Source organism: Micrococcus sp. HOU01, from assembly GCF_035609305.1.
GTDB classification, from domain to species: Bacteria; Actinomycetota; Actinomycetes; order Actinomycetales; family Micrococcaceae; genus Micrococcus; species Micrococcus luteus.
The window spans coordinates 733,679-753,030 of the sequence record NZ_CP141211.1; the positions used below are offsets into that span (position 1 = coordinate 733,679).

Consider the following 19,352-nt stretch of genomic DNA (forward strand, 5'->3'; position numbering starts at 1 on the left):
CCCGCCCGTCCCTCACGGCCGTCACGTCCGGGGTCGCGCACTAGCCTGGACCTCGATGAGCACCGCCGCCCTCTCCCGCATCGCGCTGTACTACCGGTTCACCCCGCTCGCCGACCCCGAGGCGGTGCGGCTGTGGCAGCGCACGCTCGCCGCGTCCCTCGGCCTGACCGGCCGGATCATCGTGTCGCCGCAGGGGATCAACGGGACCGTCGGCGGGCCGGTCGACGCGGTCAAGCGCTACGTGCGCGGCACGCGGGAGCATCCGGCGTTCCGGGATCTCGAGGTGAAGTGGTCGGACGGCTCGGCGGCGGACTTCCCCCGCCTCTCCGTCAAGCTCAAGCCCGAGCTCGTCGCGTTCGGGGCCCCCGAGCGCGTCACCGTGGACGCGGGCGGCGTCGTCGGCACGGGGGAGCGGCTCACCCCCGCCCAGGTGGACGCGCTCGTCGCCGAGCGCGCCGGCACCGCCAACCCCGTGCGCTTCCTCGACGGCCGCAACACGGTCGAGGCGGCCATCGGCCGCTTCGACGGGGCCGTGGTCCCGGACGCGCACACCACCCGCGACCTGCTCGCCGCCGTCGACTCCGGGGCCCTGGACCACCTCAAGGACGCGCCGCTGATCACCTACTGCACGGGCGGCGTGCGCTGCGAGGTCCTCTCGGCCCTGCTCAAGGACCGCGGCTTCGCCGAGGTCTACCAGCTCGACGGCGGCATCGTCCGCTACGGCGAGGCCCGTGGCGACGCCGGACTGTGGCGGGGCGAGCTGGCCGTGTTCGACCGGCGCCTGTCCACCCGCTTCACCGCCGACGCCGAGACCATCGGCCGGTGCGTCGCGTGCGAGGCACCGACCTCGGCGCTGCGCAACTGCGCCGACCCGGCCTGCACCACGCTCGAGGTCCGCTGTGCGGCCTGCGCCGCCGACGACCCCGAGCACCGCTGTCCTGTCTGCGCCCACCGCCCCCACCCCGCTGAGAGGACCGAGGCATGAGTCCCGTCCCGACACCCCCGTCGCCCCCCGCCCCGCGGCTGACCCCGGCCACGGCCGTGGCCCTCGCCGCGGATCTGGCGGCCCTGCCGTTCACCACCGCCGCCGTCGAGGGGCTGCTCGGACCCGTGGCCACGCTCGCCCTGGACCGCGAGCACGCCGAGGCCGCCCGCCGCGTCGTCGCCGGTCACCTGGCGGGCCCCGGCCGGCCCGACGACGCAGCCGGCCCCGGCGACCGGTATGGCACGCGGGGCCTCGCCGCCGCCGTCGGGGCCTGGCTGCTCGGCGACCCCGTCCCCGCCGCCGACCTCGACGCCGCGCTGCCCCGCCTCGGCCTGGCCGGGGCCGTGGCGGCCGGGCTCGTCGTCGAGGGGCCGGACGGGCGCGTGCGCGGCGCGGTGGACCTCTCGCCGTACGAGGCGGACGAGCCGGGCCGGATGTGGATCGCCTCGGACCTGACGGCCCTGCAGCGGCGCGGCCCGCTGCCTCCCGAGCACGTGCTCGGCGTCGGCCGGGCCTCCCTCACGCTCGCCGGCGCCACGCAGCGCCGTCCCGTGGCCCGCGCCCTCGACGTGGGGGTGGGCTGCGGGATCCAGACCCTGCACCTGCTCGCCCACGCCGACCACGTCACCGCCACGGACCTCTCCGAGCGCGCCCTGGCGTTCACCCGGTTCAACCTGCTGCTCAACGCGGACGTGCTCGGCCTCGACCGGGAGCGGCTTGAGGACCGGGTCCGGCTGGCGGCCGGCGATCTGCTGGCGCCGGTGGCGGGGGAGCGGTTCGACCTCGTGGTCTCGAACCCGCCGTTCGTGATCACCCCGCGCACGGACCCGGACGCGCCCGTGCTGACCTACCGCGACGGCGGCCGCGAGGGCGACCGGATCGTCGCGGAGCTGATCGCGGCCCTGCCGGACGTGCTCGCCGAGGGCGGCACCGCGCAGCTGCTCGCCAACTGGGAGATCCCGGCGGGTGACACCGCCGACGCCGACACCGCACCGTGGGACGCGCGCCCGCGTTCGTGGGTGGCGCCGGGGATGCAGGCCTGGTTGCTCCAGCGCGACCGGCAGGACCCCGCGGGCTACGCGGAGACGTGGCTGCAGGACTCCTCGCTCGAGCTCGACCCGCCCGCCTACGAGGCCGCCTACCGCGGGTACCTGGACGACTTCGCCGCGCGCGGGGTCGCGGGCGTGGGCTTCGGCCACGTGTGGCTGCGTCGGCCCGCCGCGGACGGCTCCCAGGGCCGGGCGTGGGTGGTCGCCGAGGAGCTGACCCAGCCCGTGGACGAGGCCCTCGGCACCGCGTGGGCCGCCGCCGTCGCCCGCCGGGACCGGCTCGCCGCCGGCGCCGGGGCGGGGGACGCCGTCGGGGACCCGGCCCTGGCCGCGCTGCGCGGCCTGCACCTGCGCGTGGCCGCGGACGTCACGGAGGAACGCCACCAGCGGTTCGGGGCGGAGCACCCCGAGGTGATCCTGGCCCGGCAGGGCTCCGGGTTCCGGCGCGTGGCGCGCCTGGACACCGCGACGGCGGGCGTGCTGTCCGCCTCCGACGGCGAGCTGTCCGTTGGGCAGCTGGTGGGCGCGGTCGCCGCGCTGCTGGAGCTGGACGACGTCGGCCGGGCCGGCCTGCTGGCCGCGCTGCGGGAGCTGTACGAGGACGGGTTCCTCGTGGAGGGCTGAGCGGACGGCCCGGCCCACACCTCAGATCAAGCCGAGCCGCGCAGCGTGGCGCAGATGGCGCACGAACATCTCGTCGTCGGGATCCCCGCGGCGCATCACCGGCACGGCCTCGCCGAAGTCCGGGTCCGGCTCGGGGAAGCCCACGAGTCCCTCGAGGTGCTCGTCCACCATCTGCCCGAGCACGCCCTCCACCTTGAAGCCGGTCACTGCCCCGTCCTCGACCTCGAGGATCGCGGTGACGCGCTGACCCAGTGCGTGCTGGGTGAGGACCAGCCCGTAGGGGTGGTCCTCCTCGGGGACCTGACTCTCCAGCCCTGTCCAGTAGGCGACGTCGGCACGCTCGGCGCCCTCGTCCCACTCGGCTGCCGCGTCCGCGTCCTCCCGCTCCGACTCGAGGTGCAGGAGATACGCGTCGAGGGAGCCGAAGGCGTGCCGGGCGAAGTGCAGCAGGGTGACGGTGTCCGTGACCGTCCACAGGACCTTCTCCGTGTGGTTGCGCAGCTCCTCGTCGTGCTGCAGATGGCCGCCCGAGAGGATCTCGCGTGCCAGAGGTCTCGCGCGGTAGCACTCCTCCAGCAGGGAGCCCACGTCCGTCGCCGTGGGGTTTGGCCGGGCCGCGGACTCCCAGCGGCGGACGAGGTCCGCCGTCGACCCCGGGGCGGTCAACACGTCCCCTGCCCGGCCACGCCGTAGAACGCGTGGATGCCTTCGGGCTTGCGGTTGTTGCCGTGGTAGTGGCAGTACTTGCCCGAGCCCGACTTGTCCTTCTCCGGACCCACAGGCCTGAGGCCGGAGCGTGCGGACTGGGCGACTTGGGCAGCACCCTGGACCGTGTGGGACGTGGCGCGGGACCGACGAGGATGCATGGCCTGAGCATAGGCTGAGTGTCCGGAGGCGGACAGGAGGACCCGAGCCCGTGTCCGGCGGACGGGCCCGCCCAGGGGCCTGTCAGGCTCCGGGCGTTATCGTGGTCAACGCGCCCTACGATGTGGGGACGTCCGCCCGCGGTGGACGCGGGTCGGCTCGCGTCGGCCCGGACCCGCAGCAATCCCGTCCCAGGAGGACCCGTTGTCCACTCCCCCCGCTTCCGTGACCGCTCCCGTGCCCGAGGGCAAGAAGCTGGTCATCGTGGAGTCCCCGGCCAAGAGCAAGTCCATCGCGAAGTACCTCAACGCGGTGGGCTCCGGCTGGGTGGTGGACTCCTCCGTGGGGCACATCCGCGACCTGCCCAAGCCCTCGGACCTGCCGGCGGACATGAAGAAGGGCCCGTTCGGGAAGTTCGCCGTGGACACGGAGCACGGCTTCACCCCGTACTACGTGGTGCACCCGGACAAGAAGAAGAAGGTCGCGGAGCTCAAGCGCGAGCTCAAGGACGCCGAGGCCCTCTACCTCGCCACGGATGCGGACCGGGAGGGCGAGGCCATCGCCTGGCACCTGCTGGACACCCTCAAGCCCACGGTGCCGGTGTACCGGATGACCTTCGGGGAGATCACCCAGGAGGGTGTGCGCCGCGGTCTGGAGAACATCCGTGAGCTGGACACGGCCCTCGTGGACGCCCAGGAGACGCGCCGCATCCTCGACCGCCTGTTCGGCTACGAGCTCTCGCCGGTGCTGTGGCGCAAGGTCTCGCGCGGGCTCTCGGCGGGCCGCGTGCAGTCGGTGGCCACCCGCCTCGTCGTCGAGCGCGAGCGGGAGCGCATGGCCTTCGTCTCCGCCCACTACTGGGGCGTGGAGGGCACCTTCACGGTGGCCGAGGGCGCGCAGGCCGCGGACGCCGTGGGCAGCTCGTTCACGGCCCGCCTCAGCACGGTGGACGGCGAGCGCGTGGCCACGGGCCGCGACTTCGACGACGCCGGGCGGCTCAAGGCCTCCGCCGGCAAGAAGGTGACCCACCTGGACGAGGCCGGCGCCCGCTCGCTGGCCGAGGGTCTGCGCGGGGCGGACTTCACGGTCGACTCGGTGGAGGACAAGCCGTACACCCGCCGCCCGGCCGCCCCCTTCACCACCTCCACGCTGCAACAGGAGGCCGCCCGCAAGCTCCGCATGAGCTCCCGCGTCTCCATGCAGGTGGCCCAGCGCCTGTACAAGAACGGCTACATCACGTACATGCGCACGGACTCGGTGAACCTCTCGCAGGAAGCCGTGCAGGCCGCCCGGCGCCAGGCCACCGAGCTCTACGGGGCGGACGCCGTGCCAGGCCCAGCCGCGCGTCTACGCCAAGCGCAACGAGACCGCGCAGGAGGCCCACGAGGCCATCCGGCCCGCGGGGGACTCCTTCCGGACCCCGGCCCAGGTCAAGGCCGAGCTGCGCCCGGACGAGTTCCGCCTGTACGAGCTGATCTGGAAGCGCACCGTGGCCTCGCAGATGGCCGATGCCAAGGGCTACACCGCCACGCTGCGGCTCTCGGCCACCGCGCAGGACGGCCGCCTCGCGCAGTTCAGCGCCTCGGGCACCGTCATCACGTTCAAGGGCTTCCTCGACGCGTACGAGGAGGGCCGGGACGCCGAGGTCGACGGCGAGAACGCGGAGGCCAAGGACCGCCGCCTGCCGCAGGTGGCCCAGGGCGAGCGCCTCACCGGTGACCCGATCGAGGCCACCGGGCACGAGACCTCCCCGCCGGCCCGCTACACCGAGGCGTCGATCGTCGCCGAGCTGGAGCGCCGCGAGATCGGGCGGCCCTCCACGTACGCCCCGACGATCTCCACGATCATGGACCGCGGTTACGTGTCCAAGCGCGGCACCGCGCTCGTCCCGTCGTGGACCGCGTTCGCGGTGATCGGACTGCTCGAGGACTACTTCGCGAAGTACGTGGACTACGACTTCACGGCCCGCATGGAGGACGACCTCGACCGGATCGCCGCGGGCGAGCTCGGCCGCGAGGCCTGGCTGCAGACCTTCTACTTCGGGGCCCCCGCCGCGGAGACGGAGAAGGGCGTCGAGGGCCTCAAGCACGTGGTGGACAACCTCGGCGAGATCGACGCGCGAGCCGTGAACTCGCTGCCGATCACCGAGGACATCACCCTGCGGGTGGGCCAGTACGGCCCGTACCTGGAGCGGTCGCTGCCGGCCGACGCGGAGGCGGGCGCCACCCCGCCGCGCGCCAACGTCCCCGAGGACCTGGCCCCGGACGAGCTCACCCCGGCCAAGGCCGAGGAGCTGTTCGCCACCGCCCAGCCCTCCGAGCGCGAGCTCGGCACGGACCCGGAGACGGGCCGGACCGTCGTCGCCAGGGACGGGCGCTACGGGCCCTACGTCACCGAGGTCATCCCGGAGATGACCGAGGAGGAGCTGCAGGCCTGGCTCGACGCCCAGCCCACCGAGTACTACAAGAACGGCAAGCCCAAGCCGAAGAAGAAGCCGGCCAAGGAGAAGCCCCGCACCGGCTCCCTCTTCACGAGCATGTCCGTGGACACCGTGACCCTCGAGCAGGCGCTGCAGCTGATGTCCCTGCCGCGCGTCGTGGGCGCGGACGCCGAGGGCGAGGTCATCACCGCCCAGAACGGCCGCTTCGGGCCCTACCTGAAGAAGGGCTCGGACTCGCGCTCGCTCGAGTCCGAGGACCAGATCTTCAGCATCACGCAGGAGCAGGCCCTCGAGATCTACGCCCAGCCGAAGCAGCGTGGCCGCGGGGCCGCCAAGCCGCCGCTGGCCGAGTTCGGCGAGGACCCGGTCTCCGGCAAGAAGGTCACCGTGAAGGAGGGCCGCTTCGGCCCGTACGTCACGGACGGGGTCACCAACATCACCGTCCCGCGCGGCCGTCAGCCCGAGGAGCTCACGGCGGAGGAGGCCTACCAGCTGCTCGCGGACAAGCGTGCCAAGGGCCCGGCCACCCGCGGCGGTGCCAAGAAGCCGGCGGCCCGCAAGGCCCCGGCCAAGAAGACCACCGCGCGGAAGAAGGCCTGAGCGCCATGCGCCTCGGCGTCCTGGACATCGGGTCCAACACCGTCCACCTGCTGCTCGTGGACGCCCACCCGGGGGCCCGCCCCGTCGCCTACGCGGAGCACAAGCGCTCCCTTCCGCTGATCCGCTACCAGGACGCCGACGGGGCGATCACGGAGGAGGGACAGCGGGAGCTCGTGGACTTCGTCCGTGAGGCCGCCGCGTTCGCGGAGGAGCATCGGGCGGAGGACATGATCTCGTTCTGCACCTCGGCGATCCGCGAGTCCGCGAACGGCGCCGCCGTGCTGGCCCGCGTGCAGGCCGAGACCGGTGTGCACCTCTCCGAGCTCACGGGGGACCAGGAGTCGGCCATGACGTACTTCGCCGTGCGCCGCTGGCAGGGCTGGGGCGCCGGCTCCATCCTGAACTTCGACATCGGCGGCGGCTCCTTCGAGATCGCCTACGGCCAGGACGAGCTGCCCTCGCACGCCCTGTCCCTGCCGCTGGGCGCCGGCCGCCTCACCCGCGACTGGGTGCTCGAGGACCCGCCCAGCCCCAAGGCGGTGAAGAAGCTCCGCAAGCACGTGGAGAAGCGACTCGAGGAGGCGTATACGGCCTTCCCGCGCATCGAGTCGCCCGTGGTGGTCACCGCCACCTCGAAGACGTTCCGCTCCCTCGCCCGGATCACCGGGGCGGCGCCGTCGGCGGCGGGCCCCTTCGTGAAGCGGCACCTGCGCGCGGACAACCTGCACCTGTGGGTGAACCGCCTCGCGGCGATGACCGTCGCGGAGCGGGCGGAGCTGCCCGGCGTCTCGGACGTGCGCGCGCACCAGGTGTTCGCGGGGGCGATCGTCGCGCTGACGGCCATGCGCACGTTCGGCATCGCCCAGCTCGAGATCTGCCCGTGGGCGCTGCGCGAGGGCCTGATCCTCAACCGCCTCGACGCGCTCATGCTCGAGGGCCACCTCACCCGGGACGGCCTGCCCGGTGTCGGCCACGTGAACCTCAACCCGGACACCCTCCTGCCGGGGCTGAGCCTGGGGGTGCGCTGACCATGGCGGACTCCACCGCGCACCTGGCCCCCGCGGCGCGCTTCGGCGCGGACATCCCCGTGACCCTGTCCTCCTCGTCCGTGTTCCCCCTGGGCACCCAGGACGTGTTCGCCACCGCCGAGGACCTCGGCTACGACGGCGTGGAGGTCATGGTCACGCACAACGCGTGGAGCCAGGACGCGCGGCGGCTGGCGCGGCTGTCCGAGCGGCACGGGATGCCCATCGACTCCATCCACGCGCCCACCCTGCTGTTCACGCAGCAGGTCTGGGGCTCCGCGTGGTCCAAGATCCGCCGCTCCGTGGAGCTGGCGCAGGCCGTGGGCGCGGCCACCGTGGTGGCCCATCCGCCGTTCCGCTGGCAGGGCACGTACGCGGTGCGCTTCGCCGAGGGCATCCACGAGCTCATGGCGGAGACCGGCGTCGTGATCGCCGTGGAGAACATGTACCCGTGGCGGGCCTACGGCCGCGAGGCCAAGATGTACCTGCCGCACTGGAACCCGCTGCCCGAGCCGTACGAGCACATCTGCTGGGACTTCTCCCACGCGGCCATCGCGCGGGCGGACTCCCTGGCGGCCGTCCGCGAGCTCGGCCCGCGGCTGCGGCACGTCCACCTCACCGACGGCGACGACTCCGGCAAGGACGACCACCTGGTCCCCGGCGAGGGCACGCAGCGCGTGGCCGAGACCCTGCGCCACCTGGCGACCGTGGGCCTGGCCGGTGCGGTGTGCGTGGAGGTGGGCACCCGCGGCGTGGAGTACGCGGGACAGCGGGAGGAGAAGCTCGCCGCCTCGCTCGCCTTCGCGCGCGAGCACCTGGCCGCCGGCGAGACCGACCACCACGACGACGGCGCCCTGCGCCCGACCACGAAGGAGACGGACCGACCATGAAGCTGACCATCCTGGGCCTGGGCACCATGACCGGCGCGATCCTCGCCGGAGCCCTCGACGCCGGCGCCGTGCGCGCCGAGGACGTCACCGCCACCACCCGCTCCGCCGCGTCCGCCGAGAAGGCCGCCGCGCAGCACGGCGTCACCGTGACCTCCCAGGAGCGGGACGAACGCGCCAACCATGCCGCGGTCGCCGAGGCGGACATCGTCCTGGTGGGCGTGAAGCCGAAGGACATGGTCGCCACCCTCACGGACCTGGCGCCGTCGCTGCGCCCCGAGACCGTGGTGGTGTCCGTGGCAGCCGGCGTCACCTCCGCCACCATGGCCGCCGTGCTGCCGGCGGGGCAGCCGATCGTGCGGACCATGCCGAACACGCCCCTGACGGTGGGCTCCGGCGTCGTCGGCATGGCCCCCGGGCCGGGCGTCACCGAGGAGCAGACCACCGCCGTGCGCGCTCTCTTCGAGGGCTCCGGCCTGGTGGTCCCGGTGGCCGAGGAGCAGCTCTCCGCCGTGGTGGCCACCGCCGGCTCCGCCCCGGCCTACGTGTTCCTGCTGGCCGAGCTGATCGCCGCCCACGGTGCGGAGATGGGACTGGACGCCGCCGCCGCCGAGGCCATGGCCGCGGCCACCGTCAAGGGCGCGGGCATCATGCTCCAGCAGGAGGGGGCCAGGGCCGAGGCTCTGCGCAAGGCCGTGATGAGCCCGAACGGCACCACCGAGAAGGCCGTGGAGGCGTTCCTGGACGGCGGCATGGGCGACCTCGTGAACCGTGCCATGGACGCGGCCGCGCAGCGCGACAAGGAGATGGCCGAGGAGTTCGGGGCCTGACGGCTCCGGTGTGCCTCAGGGCCGGGCCGCGAACCGGTCGATGAGGTCCGTGTGCCCGGAGACGATGAGGGTGTCGCGCGGGCCCACCCGGGTGTCCGGCTGGGCGTAGGTGAAGTCCTCGCCCGGGGTCTTCACACCCACCACGGTCACGCCGTACTTGGATCGCACGTGGGACTCGGCGAGCGTGAAGCCCACGCACTCGGCCGGCGGGTACATCTTCACGATCGCGAAGTCGTCGTCGAACTCGATGAAGTCGAGCATGCGCCCGTTCACGAGGTGGGCGGCGCGCACACCGGCGTCGTGCTCCGGGAAGATCACGTGGTTCGCCCCGATCCGCTTGAGGATCGTGCCGTGCGCCTCGCTGATCGCCTTCACCCAGATGTGGGGGATCTCCAGGTCCACGAGGTTCACGGTGATGAGCACCGATGCCTCGATGGAGGTGCCCACGCCGACCACCGCCGTCGCGAAGTCCTGCGCGCCGAGCTGGCGCAGGGCCTCGGAGTCGGTGGCGTCCGCCTCCACCACGTGGGTGAGCGAGGGGGCGAAGCGCTGCACGAGGACGGGGTCCCGCTCGACGGCGAGCACCTCGCGGCCCTGCGCGACGAGCTCCTCCGCCGTGGCGGCGCCGAAGCGGCCCAGCCCCACGACGAGCACGGGGGCGTTGGGATCGGTGCGCTGCGGGGCGTCAGCCAATGATCGGCCTCTCGACGGGGTAGCGGTAGAGCACGCGCCGCTGGCGCAGGGCCAGGGCGGCGGCGAACGTGATCGTACCAACGCGGCCCGCGAACATCATGGCCGTCAGGACGTACTTGCCGGCCGGTGGGCTCTCCGCGGAGACGCCCACGGAGAGCCCGCACGTGCCGAACGCGGAGATCACCTCGAACAGGGGCCGCTGGAGGGACTCGTCGGTGATGTGCACCAGCGCCAGAGTGGCCACGAGCACGAGGGTGGCCCCGAGTGCGAGCACCGCGATGGCCACGCGCAGGGACTCGGGGGCGATCGTGCGGCCGTGCGCCGTCACCTCGCGGTCGCCGCGCGCCTCCGCCACGATCGCGAGGAACATGATCGCCAGCGTGGTCACCTTGATGCCGCCCGCGGTGGAGGCGGACCCACCGCCCACGAACATCAGCGCGTCCATGAGCAGCAGGGACTCGGGCTGGTGCGCGTTCGTGTCGTCGATCGCGAAGCCTCCGGAGCGGGTCATCATGGAGCCGAACAGGGAGTGCCCGACCCGCTGCCAGAAGCCCATGCCGGCCTGGGTCGCCGGGTTGCCCGCCTCGAAGAAGAAGAGGGCGACGGCGCCGAGCACCAGCAGGGCCAGCGTCACCTCGACCGTGAGCTTGGTGTGCAGGTTCCACTCCCGGAATCGCCACCCCTTCTCCAGCAGCACCATGACCACGGGGAAGCCGAGCGCACCCAGGAACACGCCGACGCCGAGCACCGTGATGATCACCGGGTCGTGCATGATCTCCGGCAGGCCGTCCACGTGGAGGGTGAACCCGGCGTTGTTGAAGGCGCTGACCGAGTAGAAGACCCCGTGCCACAGGCCGGTGAGCCACGAGCCGGAGATGGCCGCGAACCGCGGCACGAGGAAGAACGCCAGCGTGGCCTCGGCGGTCAGCACCGTCACGACGACGACGCGCAGCAGCCGGCCGACCTCGCCGAGATTCCCGGAGGTCATGCCCGCCTGCTGCGTCGCCAGCTTCGACCTCAGACCCAGATGCCGGGAGACGGCCAGCGTGAGCAGCGAGGCCATCGAGAGGATGCCCAGGCCGCCGATCTGGATGGCCACGAGGATGATCACCTGGCCCGCGGGGGACCAGTGCACGGCCGTGTTGACGGTGGTCAGACCGGTCACGGAGAAGGCGGAGACCGCGGTGAACATGGCGTCGTGCAGGGGGGTGGCGTGGCCGTCCGCCGCGGCCCACGGCAGGGCGAGGAGCCCGGTGAACACCAGGGCCATGAGGGCGAAGGCGGAGAGGGCGGCGCGGGCCGGGGAGCCGCCCACCACCGAGCTGACGGCGCGGCCCGAGCGCCGCAGCACCGTGCGCAGGTCGGTCGAGGACTCCAGCGTGGAGGCCTGGCCGGGCCGGGGGAGGCCGCCGGGCCGGCGCACGCCGCCGTGGCGGCGGGCGCGCGGAGTCGGACGGAGACCTGCCACGGGGCACCTCCTGCGCGGGGGGACGGGGAACGGACCGGTTCCCAGTATCGCGCGCCCCGTGGCCCGCGCGTCACGCGGGCAGGACATCCGAGGCGATCGTCGCCACCGTGTCGCCCGGAGCCCTAGGCTGGACCGTGATGAGCACCACGTCCACCCCTCCCGCTCCCACCCCCGCCGCTGTGGTGTGGGACTCCAGCCTGCTCCGCTACCGGTTCAGCGCGGAGCACCCGATGGCGCCCCTGCGGCTGGACCTCACGCACCGGCTCGTGGAGGCGTTCGGCCTGCTGGACGCCCCCCACGTGCGGATCATGGAGCCGCCCGTGGCCACGGACGAGCAGCTCGCCCTCGTCCACGACCCCGAGTATGTCGCCGCCGTGCGCCGGGCCGCGGCGACGTCGTCGGCCGAGGACGGCCGCTTCGGCCTGGGCACCGAGGACTGTCCCGTGTTCCCGGACCTGCACGAGTCCGCCGCCCGGATCGCGGGCGGCTCCCTCGTCGCCGCGGAGGCGATCTGGTCCGGCGAGGTGGACCGCGCCGTGAACTTCGCCGGTGGCATGCACCACGCCGCCCGGTCCTCGGCGTCCGGGTTCTGCATCTACAACGACTGCGCCGTGGCCATCCAGCGCCTGCTGGACCTCGGCGCGGAGCGCGTGGCCTACGTCGACGTGGACGCGCACCACGGCGACGGCACGCAGTCGATCTTCTACGACGACCCCCGCGTGCTCACCATCTCCCTGCACGAGACGGGCATCAGCCTGTTCCCGGGCACGGGCTTCGCCAATGAGATCGGCGGCTCGGCCGCCCAGGGCACGGCGGTGAACGTCGCGCTGCCCCCGCGCACCGGCGACGCCGGCTTCCTGCGCGCCGCCCACGCCGTGGTCCCGCCGCTGCTGCAGGCGTTCGCCCCGGACGTGCTGGTCAGCCAGCACGGCTGCGACGGCCACCTCACGGACCCGCTCGCCGACCTGCGGCTGACCGTGGACGGCCAGCGCCAGCTCGCGTTCGACGTCGGCGACTGGGCCGACCGGTTCGCGCACGGCCGGTGGTTGGCCACCGGAGGCGGCGGCTACAACCCGCTGCGGGTGGTGCCGCGCGCGTGGACCCACCTGACCGCCGCCGTCCTGCAGACCCCGATCCCGGTGAAGAGGGAGATCCCCGCCGCCTGGATCGAGCACGTCCGGGCCCTCACCGCGGACGAGCTGACCGGGGACATGTCCGTGCACGTGGGGGACGACGCCGAGCGGATCCCCACCGTGATGGGCGAGGACGCGGACGTGTGGTGGCGCTCGTGGGAGGTGGGTTATGACCCGGCCGACCCGGTGGACCAGTCGATCATGGCCACGCGCCGCGAGGTGTTCCCGCTGCACGGGCTGGACCCCTGGTTCGACTGAGCCGGCCCGCGTCCCGGTTCGACCGCGGCCCGTGCGGCCGGTATTGTGGCCGAGAACGTTTCCAGGCGTTCCACATCCGGTGGAATGCGGGTCGGCGTGTCCGGCGCCCCGGATGCCTGCGGTCCCACGACCGCCGACCCTCGCCCCGATTCAAGGAGTCCCCATGGGATCTGTGATCAAGAAGCGCCGCAAGCGCATGTCGAAGAAGAAGCACCGCAAGCTGCTTCGCAAGACCCGTCACCAGCGTCGCAACAAGAAGTGACGCCCGCGCCCTCCGGGCGCTGACGAGACGAAGCCGCCGTCCCCTTCCGAGGGGACGGCGGCTTCGTCGTGGACGGCGATCCGTAGAGTGGGGGCCATGACCGCCGACCTGCCCGCCGCCACCGCCCGCGTCCAGCTGCTCGTGAAGCCCGGCTGTCACCTGTGCGTCGAGGCCGAGGCCACGGTGGCGCAGGTGTGCGACGCGCGGGGCGAGGCCTGGGAGGCCGTCGACGGCGCCGCGCACCCGGCCCTGCTCGAGCGGTTCGCGGACGAGGTGCCCGTGCTGTTCGTCGACGGCGTCCAGCGCGACTTCTGGCGCGTGGACCCGGCCCGTCTGGCTCGGCTCCTGGACGCCCCGCGGGCCTGAGCGGGCTCAGCGGCGCGCGAAGCGCTGCCAGGCCTTCAGCCGCATGTACTCCGTGGCGTCCGGGCGGTAGGCGAGCACGATGCCGGCGACGCCGAGGCCCACCCACACCAGGTCCAGTGGGCTGAACGCCCCCATCACCGCGTTGGAGACCAGCACCAGCACGGACAGGGTCGCCAGCACCGTTCCGACGATGCGCGCGGCGCGCGAGCCGCCGCGGATCGCGAACGCCACCCACAGGTAGACGAGGAACGCGAGCACGCCGAACACGGCCGCCGTCGTGGCGAGGGCCGGGAGCATCCCGTCCATCATGGTGCGCATCTGCTCCGCCTGGTCGGCGGGCAGATCCATCTGTTCGACGGACCGGTCCAGCTCCTGCTGGATCGCGGCCTGGCCCTCCGGCTGGGTGATGGCGAAGGCCGCCAGCAGGGTTGTCGCCAGCAGCAGGAGGCCGCCCGAGACGATCAGCCAGAACGCGGCCGTCAGGGAGCGCGGCCGCGGGGGCAGCTCGACCGGGCCGGGAGACTGCCAGCCGGCGGGGCCGTGGGGAGAGGGGGCCTGGGGCATCCCCGCCTGGCCCGGGGCGCCGTACGGAGCCGCCGGCGGTGCGCCGTAGGGGTCCTGGCCGTACGGGCTCGCGCCCGCCGGGTCGGAGGAGCCCGGGGTCGGCCCCTGCGGGGCGGCGCCGTAGGGGTCGGTGCCGTACGGGTTCTGGCTGCCGTGGGGATCGGTGGGCGAGGTGCCGGACATGGGGCCTCCTAGCGACGCCGACGCTCGCGGCGTCTCGGTGCGGACGGGGGTGGCGGCGCGGTCGCGCCGAGCTGTGCCCCACGCTACCGCCGGCGCCACCGGTCCGCCTCTGCCAGACTGGCCCCATGCAGACGCTCGCCACCGTCCACCTGGTCCGCCACGGAGAAGTCCACAACCCCGATCGTGTCCTCTACGGCCGCCTGCCGGAGTTCGGGCTCTCGGAGCTCGGCCGGCAGATGGCCGACGGCGTCGCCGCGTGGTTCCTCGAGCGCGCGGAGCAGACGGGCCGCCGGCCCGACGTCGTCGCGGCCTCCCCGCTGACCCGCGCCCAGCAGACCGCCGAGCCGATCGCCGCCGCCCTCGGGCGCCCGCTGGCCACCGAGCCGGACCTCATCGAGGCCGAGAACGACTTCGAGGGCATGTCCCAGGTCGCCGCCTCGCTCAAGCGGAATCCGCGCCTGTGGCCCAAGCTGCGCAACCCGCTGCGCCCCTCCTGGGGCGAGCCCTACCGCCAGCAGGCGGCCCGCATGCTCGCCGTCGTCGACCGGGTGCGGGACGAGGCCGAGGCCGCCGGCGGACCCGGCGCCGAGGCGGTGCTCGTCTCTCACCAGCTGCCCATCTGGGTGACGCGCCTGGCCGTCGAGGGCCGGCCCCTGTGGCACGACCCGCGCCGCCGCGAGTGCTCCCTGACCTCCGTGACCTCCCTCGTGTTCGAGGAGGGCCGCGCGCTGCCGCGCGTCGAGTACCACGAGCCCAACCAGGCCCTGCTCAAGGACGCCTCCTCCCTGCCCGGGGCCTGAGCCGGACCCCGCCCCTCCCACGGGCCGCGGGTGTGACGTCCAGGGTTCAGTCAGAATGCGGGGCGGACAGTAGACTTCCAAGGTCCCCGGAATCCAGCGCCGCGCATCCCCTGGAGGGCAGTCACGCCATGCACACCCCGCCCCGTCCGTCCCGCCGCACCCTGCTGACCGGCCTCTCGCTGATCGGCCTCGCGCCCGTCCTCGCGGCCTGCTCGGGCGGTGACGACTCGCTCGCGCGGCAGGCGGGCAACGCGGACGGCAAGAACTACATCGCCGGCGACGGCTCCGTCCTGGAGATCGCCCCCGCCGAGCGCGGCGCCCCCGTGGAGTTCGCCGCCGAGCTCTTCGACGGCACCCCCGTGACCGGCGCGAGCCTGCGCGGCACCCCCGCCCTGCTGAACTTCTGGTACGCCGCCTGCGCGCCGTGCCGCGTCGAGGCCCCCCACCTCGTCTCCCTGCACGAGCAGTTCGCCCCGCAGGGGGTGCGGTTCCTCGGCGTGAACGTCCGGGACACCGTCACCACCGCGCAGGCCTTCGAGCGCACCTTCGAGATCCCCTACCCGTCCATCGAGGACGCCCGCGGGGACGTGCTCCTGAACATGACCGACTACGTGCCCCCGCAGGCCGTGCCCTCCACCCTCGTCCTGGACGTCGAGGGCCGCGTGGCCGCCCGCGTGCTCGGCGCCGTGGAGGAGTCCACCCTGCGCGCCCTGCTCACCACCGTGGTGGACGAGGCCGCGGCCTGACCCGGCCGCCGTGTCCATGCAGAGCAACCCCTTCGCCGATATCGCCCTCGACGGCTCACTGCTGCTCGCGGCCCCGATCGCCCTGCTCGCCGGGCTCATCTCCTTCCTCTCCCCGTGCGTGCTGCCGCTCGTGCCCGGCTACCTCGGGTACGTCACCGGCCTCGGCGGGGACGTGCTCACCAGCCGCCGCCGCGGGCGCCTCGTGCTCGGCTCCGTGCTGTTCGTGCTCGGGTTCGCCGTGGTGTTCGTGGGCATCACCGTGGTGTTCACCCAGGCCATGGTCTGGCTGCGGCGCGACGGCGCCTGGGTCACCCCCGTGCTCGGCGTGCTCGTGATGCTCATGGGCCTCGTGTTCCTCGGCGGCGGCGGCCGGCTTCAGCAGGAGCGCCGCGTCCACTTCAAGCCCGCCGCCGGCCTGGTCGGCGCGCCCCTGCTGGGCATGACCTTCGGCCTGGGCTGGGCGCCGTGCATCGGCCCCACCATGGCCGCCGTCCTGGCCATGTCCACGGCCAGCTCCGGCTCCGTGGGCCGCGGCGCCCTGCTCGCCTTCCTCTACTGCCTCGGCCTGGGCCTGCCGTTCGTGCTCATGGCCCTCGGCATGGAGCGCGGCATGCGGGCCCTCGGGTTCTTCCGCCGGCACCGCGTGCTGATCATGCGCCTCGGCGGCGCCCTGCTGATCGCGCTGGGCCTGCTCATGGTCACCGGCGTCTGGACCGCCTGGACCACGCAGCTGCAGCTGTGGTTCGCCAACGAATGGGAGATGCCCCTGTGAGCTCCAAGGCCGCCCGGACGCGCTCCGAGCCCGTCACCCTGCCGCGCCTCGGCCTGGCGGGCACCCTGCGCTGGATCTGGACCCAGCTGACCAGCATGAGCACCGCGCTCATGCTGCTGCTCCTGCTCGCCGTCGCCGCCGTGCCCGGCTCCCTCGTGCCCCAGCGCCGTGCCGGCCCCGAGATCGTGGACCAGTGGATCGAGGACAACCCCGTGTGGGGCCCCGTCCTGGACGCCCTGCAGTTCTTCGACGTCTACAACTCCGTCTGGTTCTCGGCCATCTACCTGCTGCTGTTCGTCTCCCTCGTGGGCTGCGTGTGGCCGCGCGCCATCCAGCACGCCAAGGCCCTGCGCCAGCCCCCGGCCCGCACCCCCCGCAACCTGACGCGCCTGCCGGCCTCCGGCGTCGTCGTCCTCGAGGAGGGCGGCCCGAGCCCCGAGGAGGCCGTGGCCAGAGCCCAGGCGTGGCTGCGCAAGCGCCGCTACCGCGTGGAGCACCGCCCCGAGGCCGGCGGCGCGTCCGTGGGCGCCGAGCGCGGATACCTGCGCGAGATCGGCAACATCCTGTTCCACGTCTCGCTGATCGGCGTACTCGTGTTCATGGCCTACGGCGGCATGACCAAGTACGGCGGGCAGAAGATCATCGTGGAGGGCGAGGGCTTCGCCAACAACCTCGTGGCCTACGACTCCTTCACCCCCGGCACCTACTTCAGCGCGGACGACCTCCAGCCGTTCTCCCTCACCCTCGACTCCTTCGACGCCGTGTTCGACCGCGAGTCCGAGACCCACTACGGCCAGCCGCTGGACTACACCGCCGTCATGGACGTCCGAGAGGGCTCCGGCGGCGAGCTCCAGCGCCAGATCCTCAAGGTCAACCAGCCGCTGGACATCGACGGCGTGCGCGTCTACCTCGTGGGCAACGGCTACGCGCCCGTGGTGACCATCCGCGACGGCGCCGGGGACGTGGCCTTCCAGGGCCCCGTGGTCACCCGCGTGTTCGACAATAACTACGGCTCGCAGGCCACCATCAAGGTCCCCGACGCGCGGCCGGACCAGCTGGGCTTCGTCGGCTTCTTCCTGCCCTCGGCGGTGGAGGACGAGGAAGGCGCCGCGTTCTCCGCGGACCCCGAGCTGCTCAACCCGGAGCTGCAGCTGAACTCGTACTACGGGGACCTCGGCCTGGACACCGGCCGCCCGCAGAACGTGTACGTGCTGGACACCGCATCCCTCACCGAGCTCAACAGCCGCACCAACGAGAACGGCGGCATCGTGCTCAGCCCGGGCCAGACGTACGAGCTGCCCGAGGGCAAGGGCTCCATCAGCTTCGACGGCGTCCGCCGCTACGTCGGCCTGGACATCCACTACGACCCGGGCAAGTGGGGCGTCGGCGTGTTCGCCGGCACCGCCCTGCTCGGCCTGGCGATCAGTCTGTTCGTCCGCCGCCGCCGCGTGTGGGTGCGCGCCCGCACCGACGACGACGGCCGCACCCGCGTGGAGTACGCGCTGCTCGCCCGCGGCGAGGAGTTCGGCCTCCACGAGGAGCACGTGGCCCTGCGCGCCGCCATGGAGAAGTGGTGGCCCATCGTCGCCGCCACCGAGACGGCCGACGACGCCGCGGCCGGTGCCGCCCCCCAGTCCACCCCCACCACCCCCGAGACCCCCGCCGGCCCCGCCGACGCCCGATCAGGAGACTGACAGTGTTCAACCCCACGGCCCCCGTGAACGAGCAGCTGGCGCTGTACAGCGACCTCTTCATGCTCATCGCCGCGCTCGTGTACGCGGCGGCGTTCATCCTGTTCACCATCGACATGGCCACCGCCTCGGCCACCATCCGCCGCCTCGAGGCCGACCTCGCGGCCCAGCGCGGGCAGGTGCGCACCGCTCCGGACCGCGAGACCGTGGGGGCCGCCGTCGGCGGGTCCACGGCGGTCGGCGCGAGCGACTCCGACACGGCCCGGCCGGCCGCCGCCGAGCCCGGCGTCGACGCGGACGACAACCTCGTGGACGAGGACATGGACTACACGGGCGGCGGCCGCCGCCCGGTCGCCAACGTGGCCGTGGCCGTGCTGGCCGTCGGCTGGGCGCTGCACGCGTTCGCCGTCGTCGCCCGCGGCCTCGCCGCCTCCCGGGTGCCGTGGGGCAACCTGTACGAGTTCATGACCACGGGCGCGCTCGTGATCACGACCGTCTACCTGCTGTTCCTCTTGCGCAAGGATCTGCGCTTCGTGGGCACGTTCGTCACCGGCATCGTCGTGGCGATGATGTGCGCGGCCACCATGGGCTTCCCGACGCCGGTGGGCCACCTCCAGCCGCCGCTGCAGACGCCGTGGCTCGTCATCCACGTGTCCATCGCCGTGCTGGCCAGCTCGCTGTTCGCGCTGACCGCCGCGATGTCCGTGCTGCAGCTGCTGCAGGACCGCGCGGAGAAGCGCGCTGCGGCGGGCGAGCGCTCGTGGGCGTTCCTGCGCCTCGTGCCGGCCGCGCAGGGGCTGGAGAACTGGTCCTACCGCCTCAACGCCGTCGGCTTCGTCATGTGGACCTTCACGCTGATCGCCGGTGCGATCTGGGCCGAGGCCGCGTGGGGCCGCTACTGGAACTGGGACACCAAGGAGGTCTGGACCTTCGTGATCTGGGTGGTGTACGCGGCGTACCTGCACGCCCGCGCCACCCGCGGCTGGACCGGTGCCCGCGCCGCGTGGCTGAGCATCGTGGGCTTCCTGTGCATCGTGTTCAACTACACGATCGTCAACACGTATTTCCCGGGCCTGCACTCGTACGCGGGTCTGCCCGGCTGAGTCCGGCGG

17 protein-coding genes and 1 pseudogene are annotated in these 19,352 nt (G+C 73.3%); 14 read left to right on the forward strand and 4 right to left on the reverse strand.

Annotation, left to right across the window (positions count from 1 at the left end; genetic code table 11):
* Nucleotides 1-55 precede the first annotated feature (55 nt).
* Together SOY78_RS03415 and SOY78_RS03420 are read left to right on the forward strand one after the other, a co-directional pair.
* Nucleotides 56-985, forward strand: a complete 930-nt coding sequence (locus tag SOY78_RS03415; RefSeq protein WP_101967388.1) for a rhodanese-related sulfurtransferase — start codon at nucleotides 56-58, stop codon at nucleotides 983-985.
* Entirely contained in the window at nucleotides 982-2,658 is a 1,677-nt protein-coding gene (locus tag SOY78_RS03420; RefSeq protein WP_101967389.1) for a DUF7059 domain-containing protein, read from the forward strand. Before SOY78_RS03415 ends, SOY78_RS03420 begins: the two co-directional genes overlap by 4 nt.
* A gap of 21 nt (nucleotides 2,659-2,679) precedes the next feature.
* On the opposite strand, the gene SOY78_RS03425 is transcribed toward SOY78_RS03420, so the two are convergent.
* A complete protein-coding gene (locus SOY78_RS03425) occupies nucleotides 2,680-3,327 on the reverse strand; it encodes a hypothetical protein (protein WP_231936604.1) in 648 nt (215 codons plus the stop codon).
* A gap of 420 nt (nucleotides 3,328-3,747) precedes the next feature.
* Here SOY78_RS03425 and topA point away from each other — a divergent pair.
* The 4 genes and pseudogenes from topA (at nucleotide 3,748) to proC (ending at nucleotide 9,304) form a co-directional block, all read left to right on the forward strand.
* Nucleotides 3,748-6,562: pseudogene (topA, locus tag SOY78_RS03430) on the forward strand (type I DNA topoisomerase).
* Between the two features lie 5 nt (nucleotides 6,563-6,567).
* Complete coding sequence (locus tag SOY78_RS03435; RefSeq protein ID WP_324701801.1) at nucleotides 6,568-7,590, forward strand: Ppx/GppA family phosphatase; 1,023 nt, start codon at nucleotides 6,568-6,570, stop codon at nucleotides 7,588-7,590.
* A 2-nt stretch (nucleotides 7,591-7,592) separates the two neighbouring features.
* Nucleotides 7,593-8,477: a sugar phosphate isomerase/epimerase family protein gene (locus SOY78_RS03440; RefSeq protein WP_095694894.1), complete on the forward strand. Its 885-nt coding sequence runs from the start codon at nucleotides 7,593-7,595 to the stop codon at nucleotides 8,475-8,477.
* Nucleotides 8,474-9,304 (forward strand): pyrroline-5-carboxylate reductase, encoded by an 831-nt coding sequence (proC, locus tag SOY78_RS03445; protein ID WP_041104022.1) that lies wholly within the window; start codon nucleotides 8,474-8,476, stop codon nucleotides 9,302-9,304. Before SOY78_RS03440 ends, proC begins: the two co-directional genes overlap by 4 nt.
* A gap of 15 nt (nucleotides 9,305-9,319) precedes the next feature.
* On the opposite strand, the gene SOY78_RS03450 is transcribed toward proC, so the two are convergent.
* Nucleotides 9,320-9,997, reverse strand: a complete 678-nt coding sequence (locus tag SOY78_RS03450; RefSeq protein WP_049147925.1) for a potassium channel family protein — start codon at nucleotides 9,995-9,997, stop codon at nucleotides 9,320-9,322.
* Nucleotides 9,990-11,465 carry a TrkH family potassium uptake protein gene (locus SOY78_RS03455; RefSeq protein WP_324701802.1) on the reverse strand — a complete coding sequence of 492 codons (1,476 nt, stop codon included), beginning with the start codon at nucleotides 11,463-11,465 and terminating at the stop codon, nucleotides 9,990-9,992. Before SOY78_RS03455 ends, SOY78_RS03450 begins: the two co-directional genes overlap by 8 nt.
* A 137-nt stretch (nucleotides 11,466-11,602) precedes the next feature.
* Here SOY78_RS03455 and SOY78_RS03460 point away from each other — a divergent pair, with 137 nt between their 5' ends.
* From SOY78_RS03460 to SOY78_RS03470, 3 genes are all read left to right on the forward strand, one after another.
* Complete coding sequence (locus SOY78_RS03460) at nucleotides 11,603-12,856, forward strand: acetoin utilization protein AcuC (protein WP_049147927.1); 1,254 nt, start codon at nucleotides 11,603-11,605, stop codon at nucleotides 12,854-12,856.
* A 163-nt stretch (nucleotides 12,857-13,019) separates the two neighbouring features.
* A complete protein-coding gene (locus tag SOY78_RS03465) occupies nucleotides 13,020-13,118 on the forward strand; it encodes a 30S ribosomal protein bS22 (protein ID WP_005504750.1) in 99 nt (32 codons plus the stop codon).
* 96 nt (nucleotides 13,119-13,214) lie between these two features.
* A complete protein-coding gene (locus SOY78_RS03470) occupies nucleotides 13,215-13,484 on the forward strand; it encodes a glutaredoxin family protein (RefSeq protein WP_049147928.1) in 270 nt (89 codons plus the stop codon).
* A gap of 6 nt (nucleotides 13,485-13,490) precedes the next feature.
* Here the strand turns inward: SOY78_RS03470 and SOY78_RS03475 are convergent, their stop codons facing one another.
* Nucleotides 13,491-14,231, reverse strand: a complete 741-nt coding sequence (locus SOY78_RS03475) for a hypothetical protein (RefSeq protein WP_049147929.1) — start codon at nucleotides 14,229-14,231, stop codon at nucleotides 13,491-13,493.
* Nucleotides 14,232-14,356: 125 nt separating this feature from the next.
* Between SOY78_RS03475 and SOY78_RS03480 the strand changes: the two genes are divergently transcribed.
* From SOY78_RS03480 to ccsB, 5 genes are all read left to right on the forward strand, one after another.
* Nucleotides 14,357-15,031 (forward strand): histidine phosphatase family protein, encoded by a 675-nt coding sequence (locus tag SOY78_RS03480; protein ID WP_225348643.1) that lies wholly within the window; start codon nucleotides 14,357-14,359, stop codon nucleotides 15,029-15,031.
* Nucleotides 15,032-15,159: 128 nt separating this feature from the next.
* Nucleotides 15,160-15,777, forward strand: a complete 618-nt coding sequence (locus SOY78_RS03485) for a TlpA family protein disulfide reductase (RefSeq protein ID WP_324701803.1) — start codon at nucleotides 15,160-15,162, stop codon at nucleotides 15,775-15,777.
* Nucleotides 15,778-15,793: 16 nt separating this feature from the next.
* A complete protein-coding gene (locus SOY78_RS03490) occupies nucleotides 15,794-16,549 on the forward strand; it encodes a cytochrome c biogenesis CcdA family protein (RefSeq protein ID WP_200970041.1) in 756 nt (251 codons plus the stop codon).
* On the forward strand, nucleotides 16,546-18,243 hold the full coding sequence (gene resB / locus SOY78_RS03495; RefSeq protein WP_200969345.1) for a cytochrome c biogenesis protein ResB: 1,698 nt from the start codon (nucleotides 16,546-16,548) through the stop codon (nucleotides 18,241-18,243). The genes SOY78_RS03490 and resB overlap by 4 nt, the downstream gene beginning before the upstream one ends.
* Nucleotides 18,244-18,245: 2 nt before the next feature.
* Nucleotides 18,246-19,343, forward strand: a complete 1,098-nt coding sequence (gene ccsB, locus SOY78_RS03500; protein WP_324701804.1) for a c-type cytochrome biogenesis protein CcsB — start codon at nucleotides 18,246-18,248, stop codon at nucleotides 19,341-19,343.
* Nucleotides 19,344-19,352: the final 9 nt, after the last annotated feature.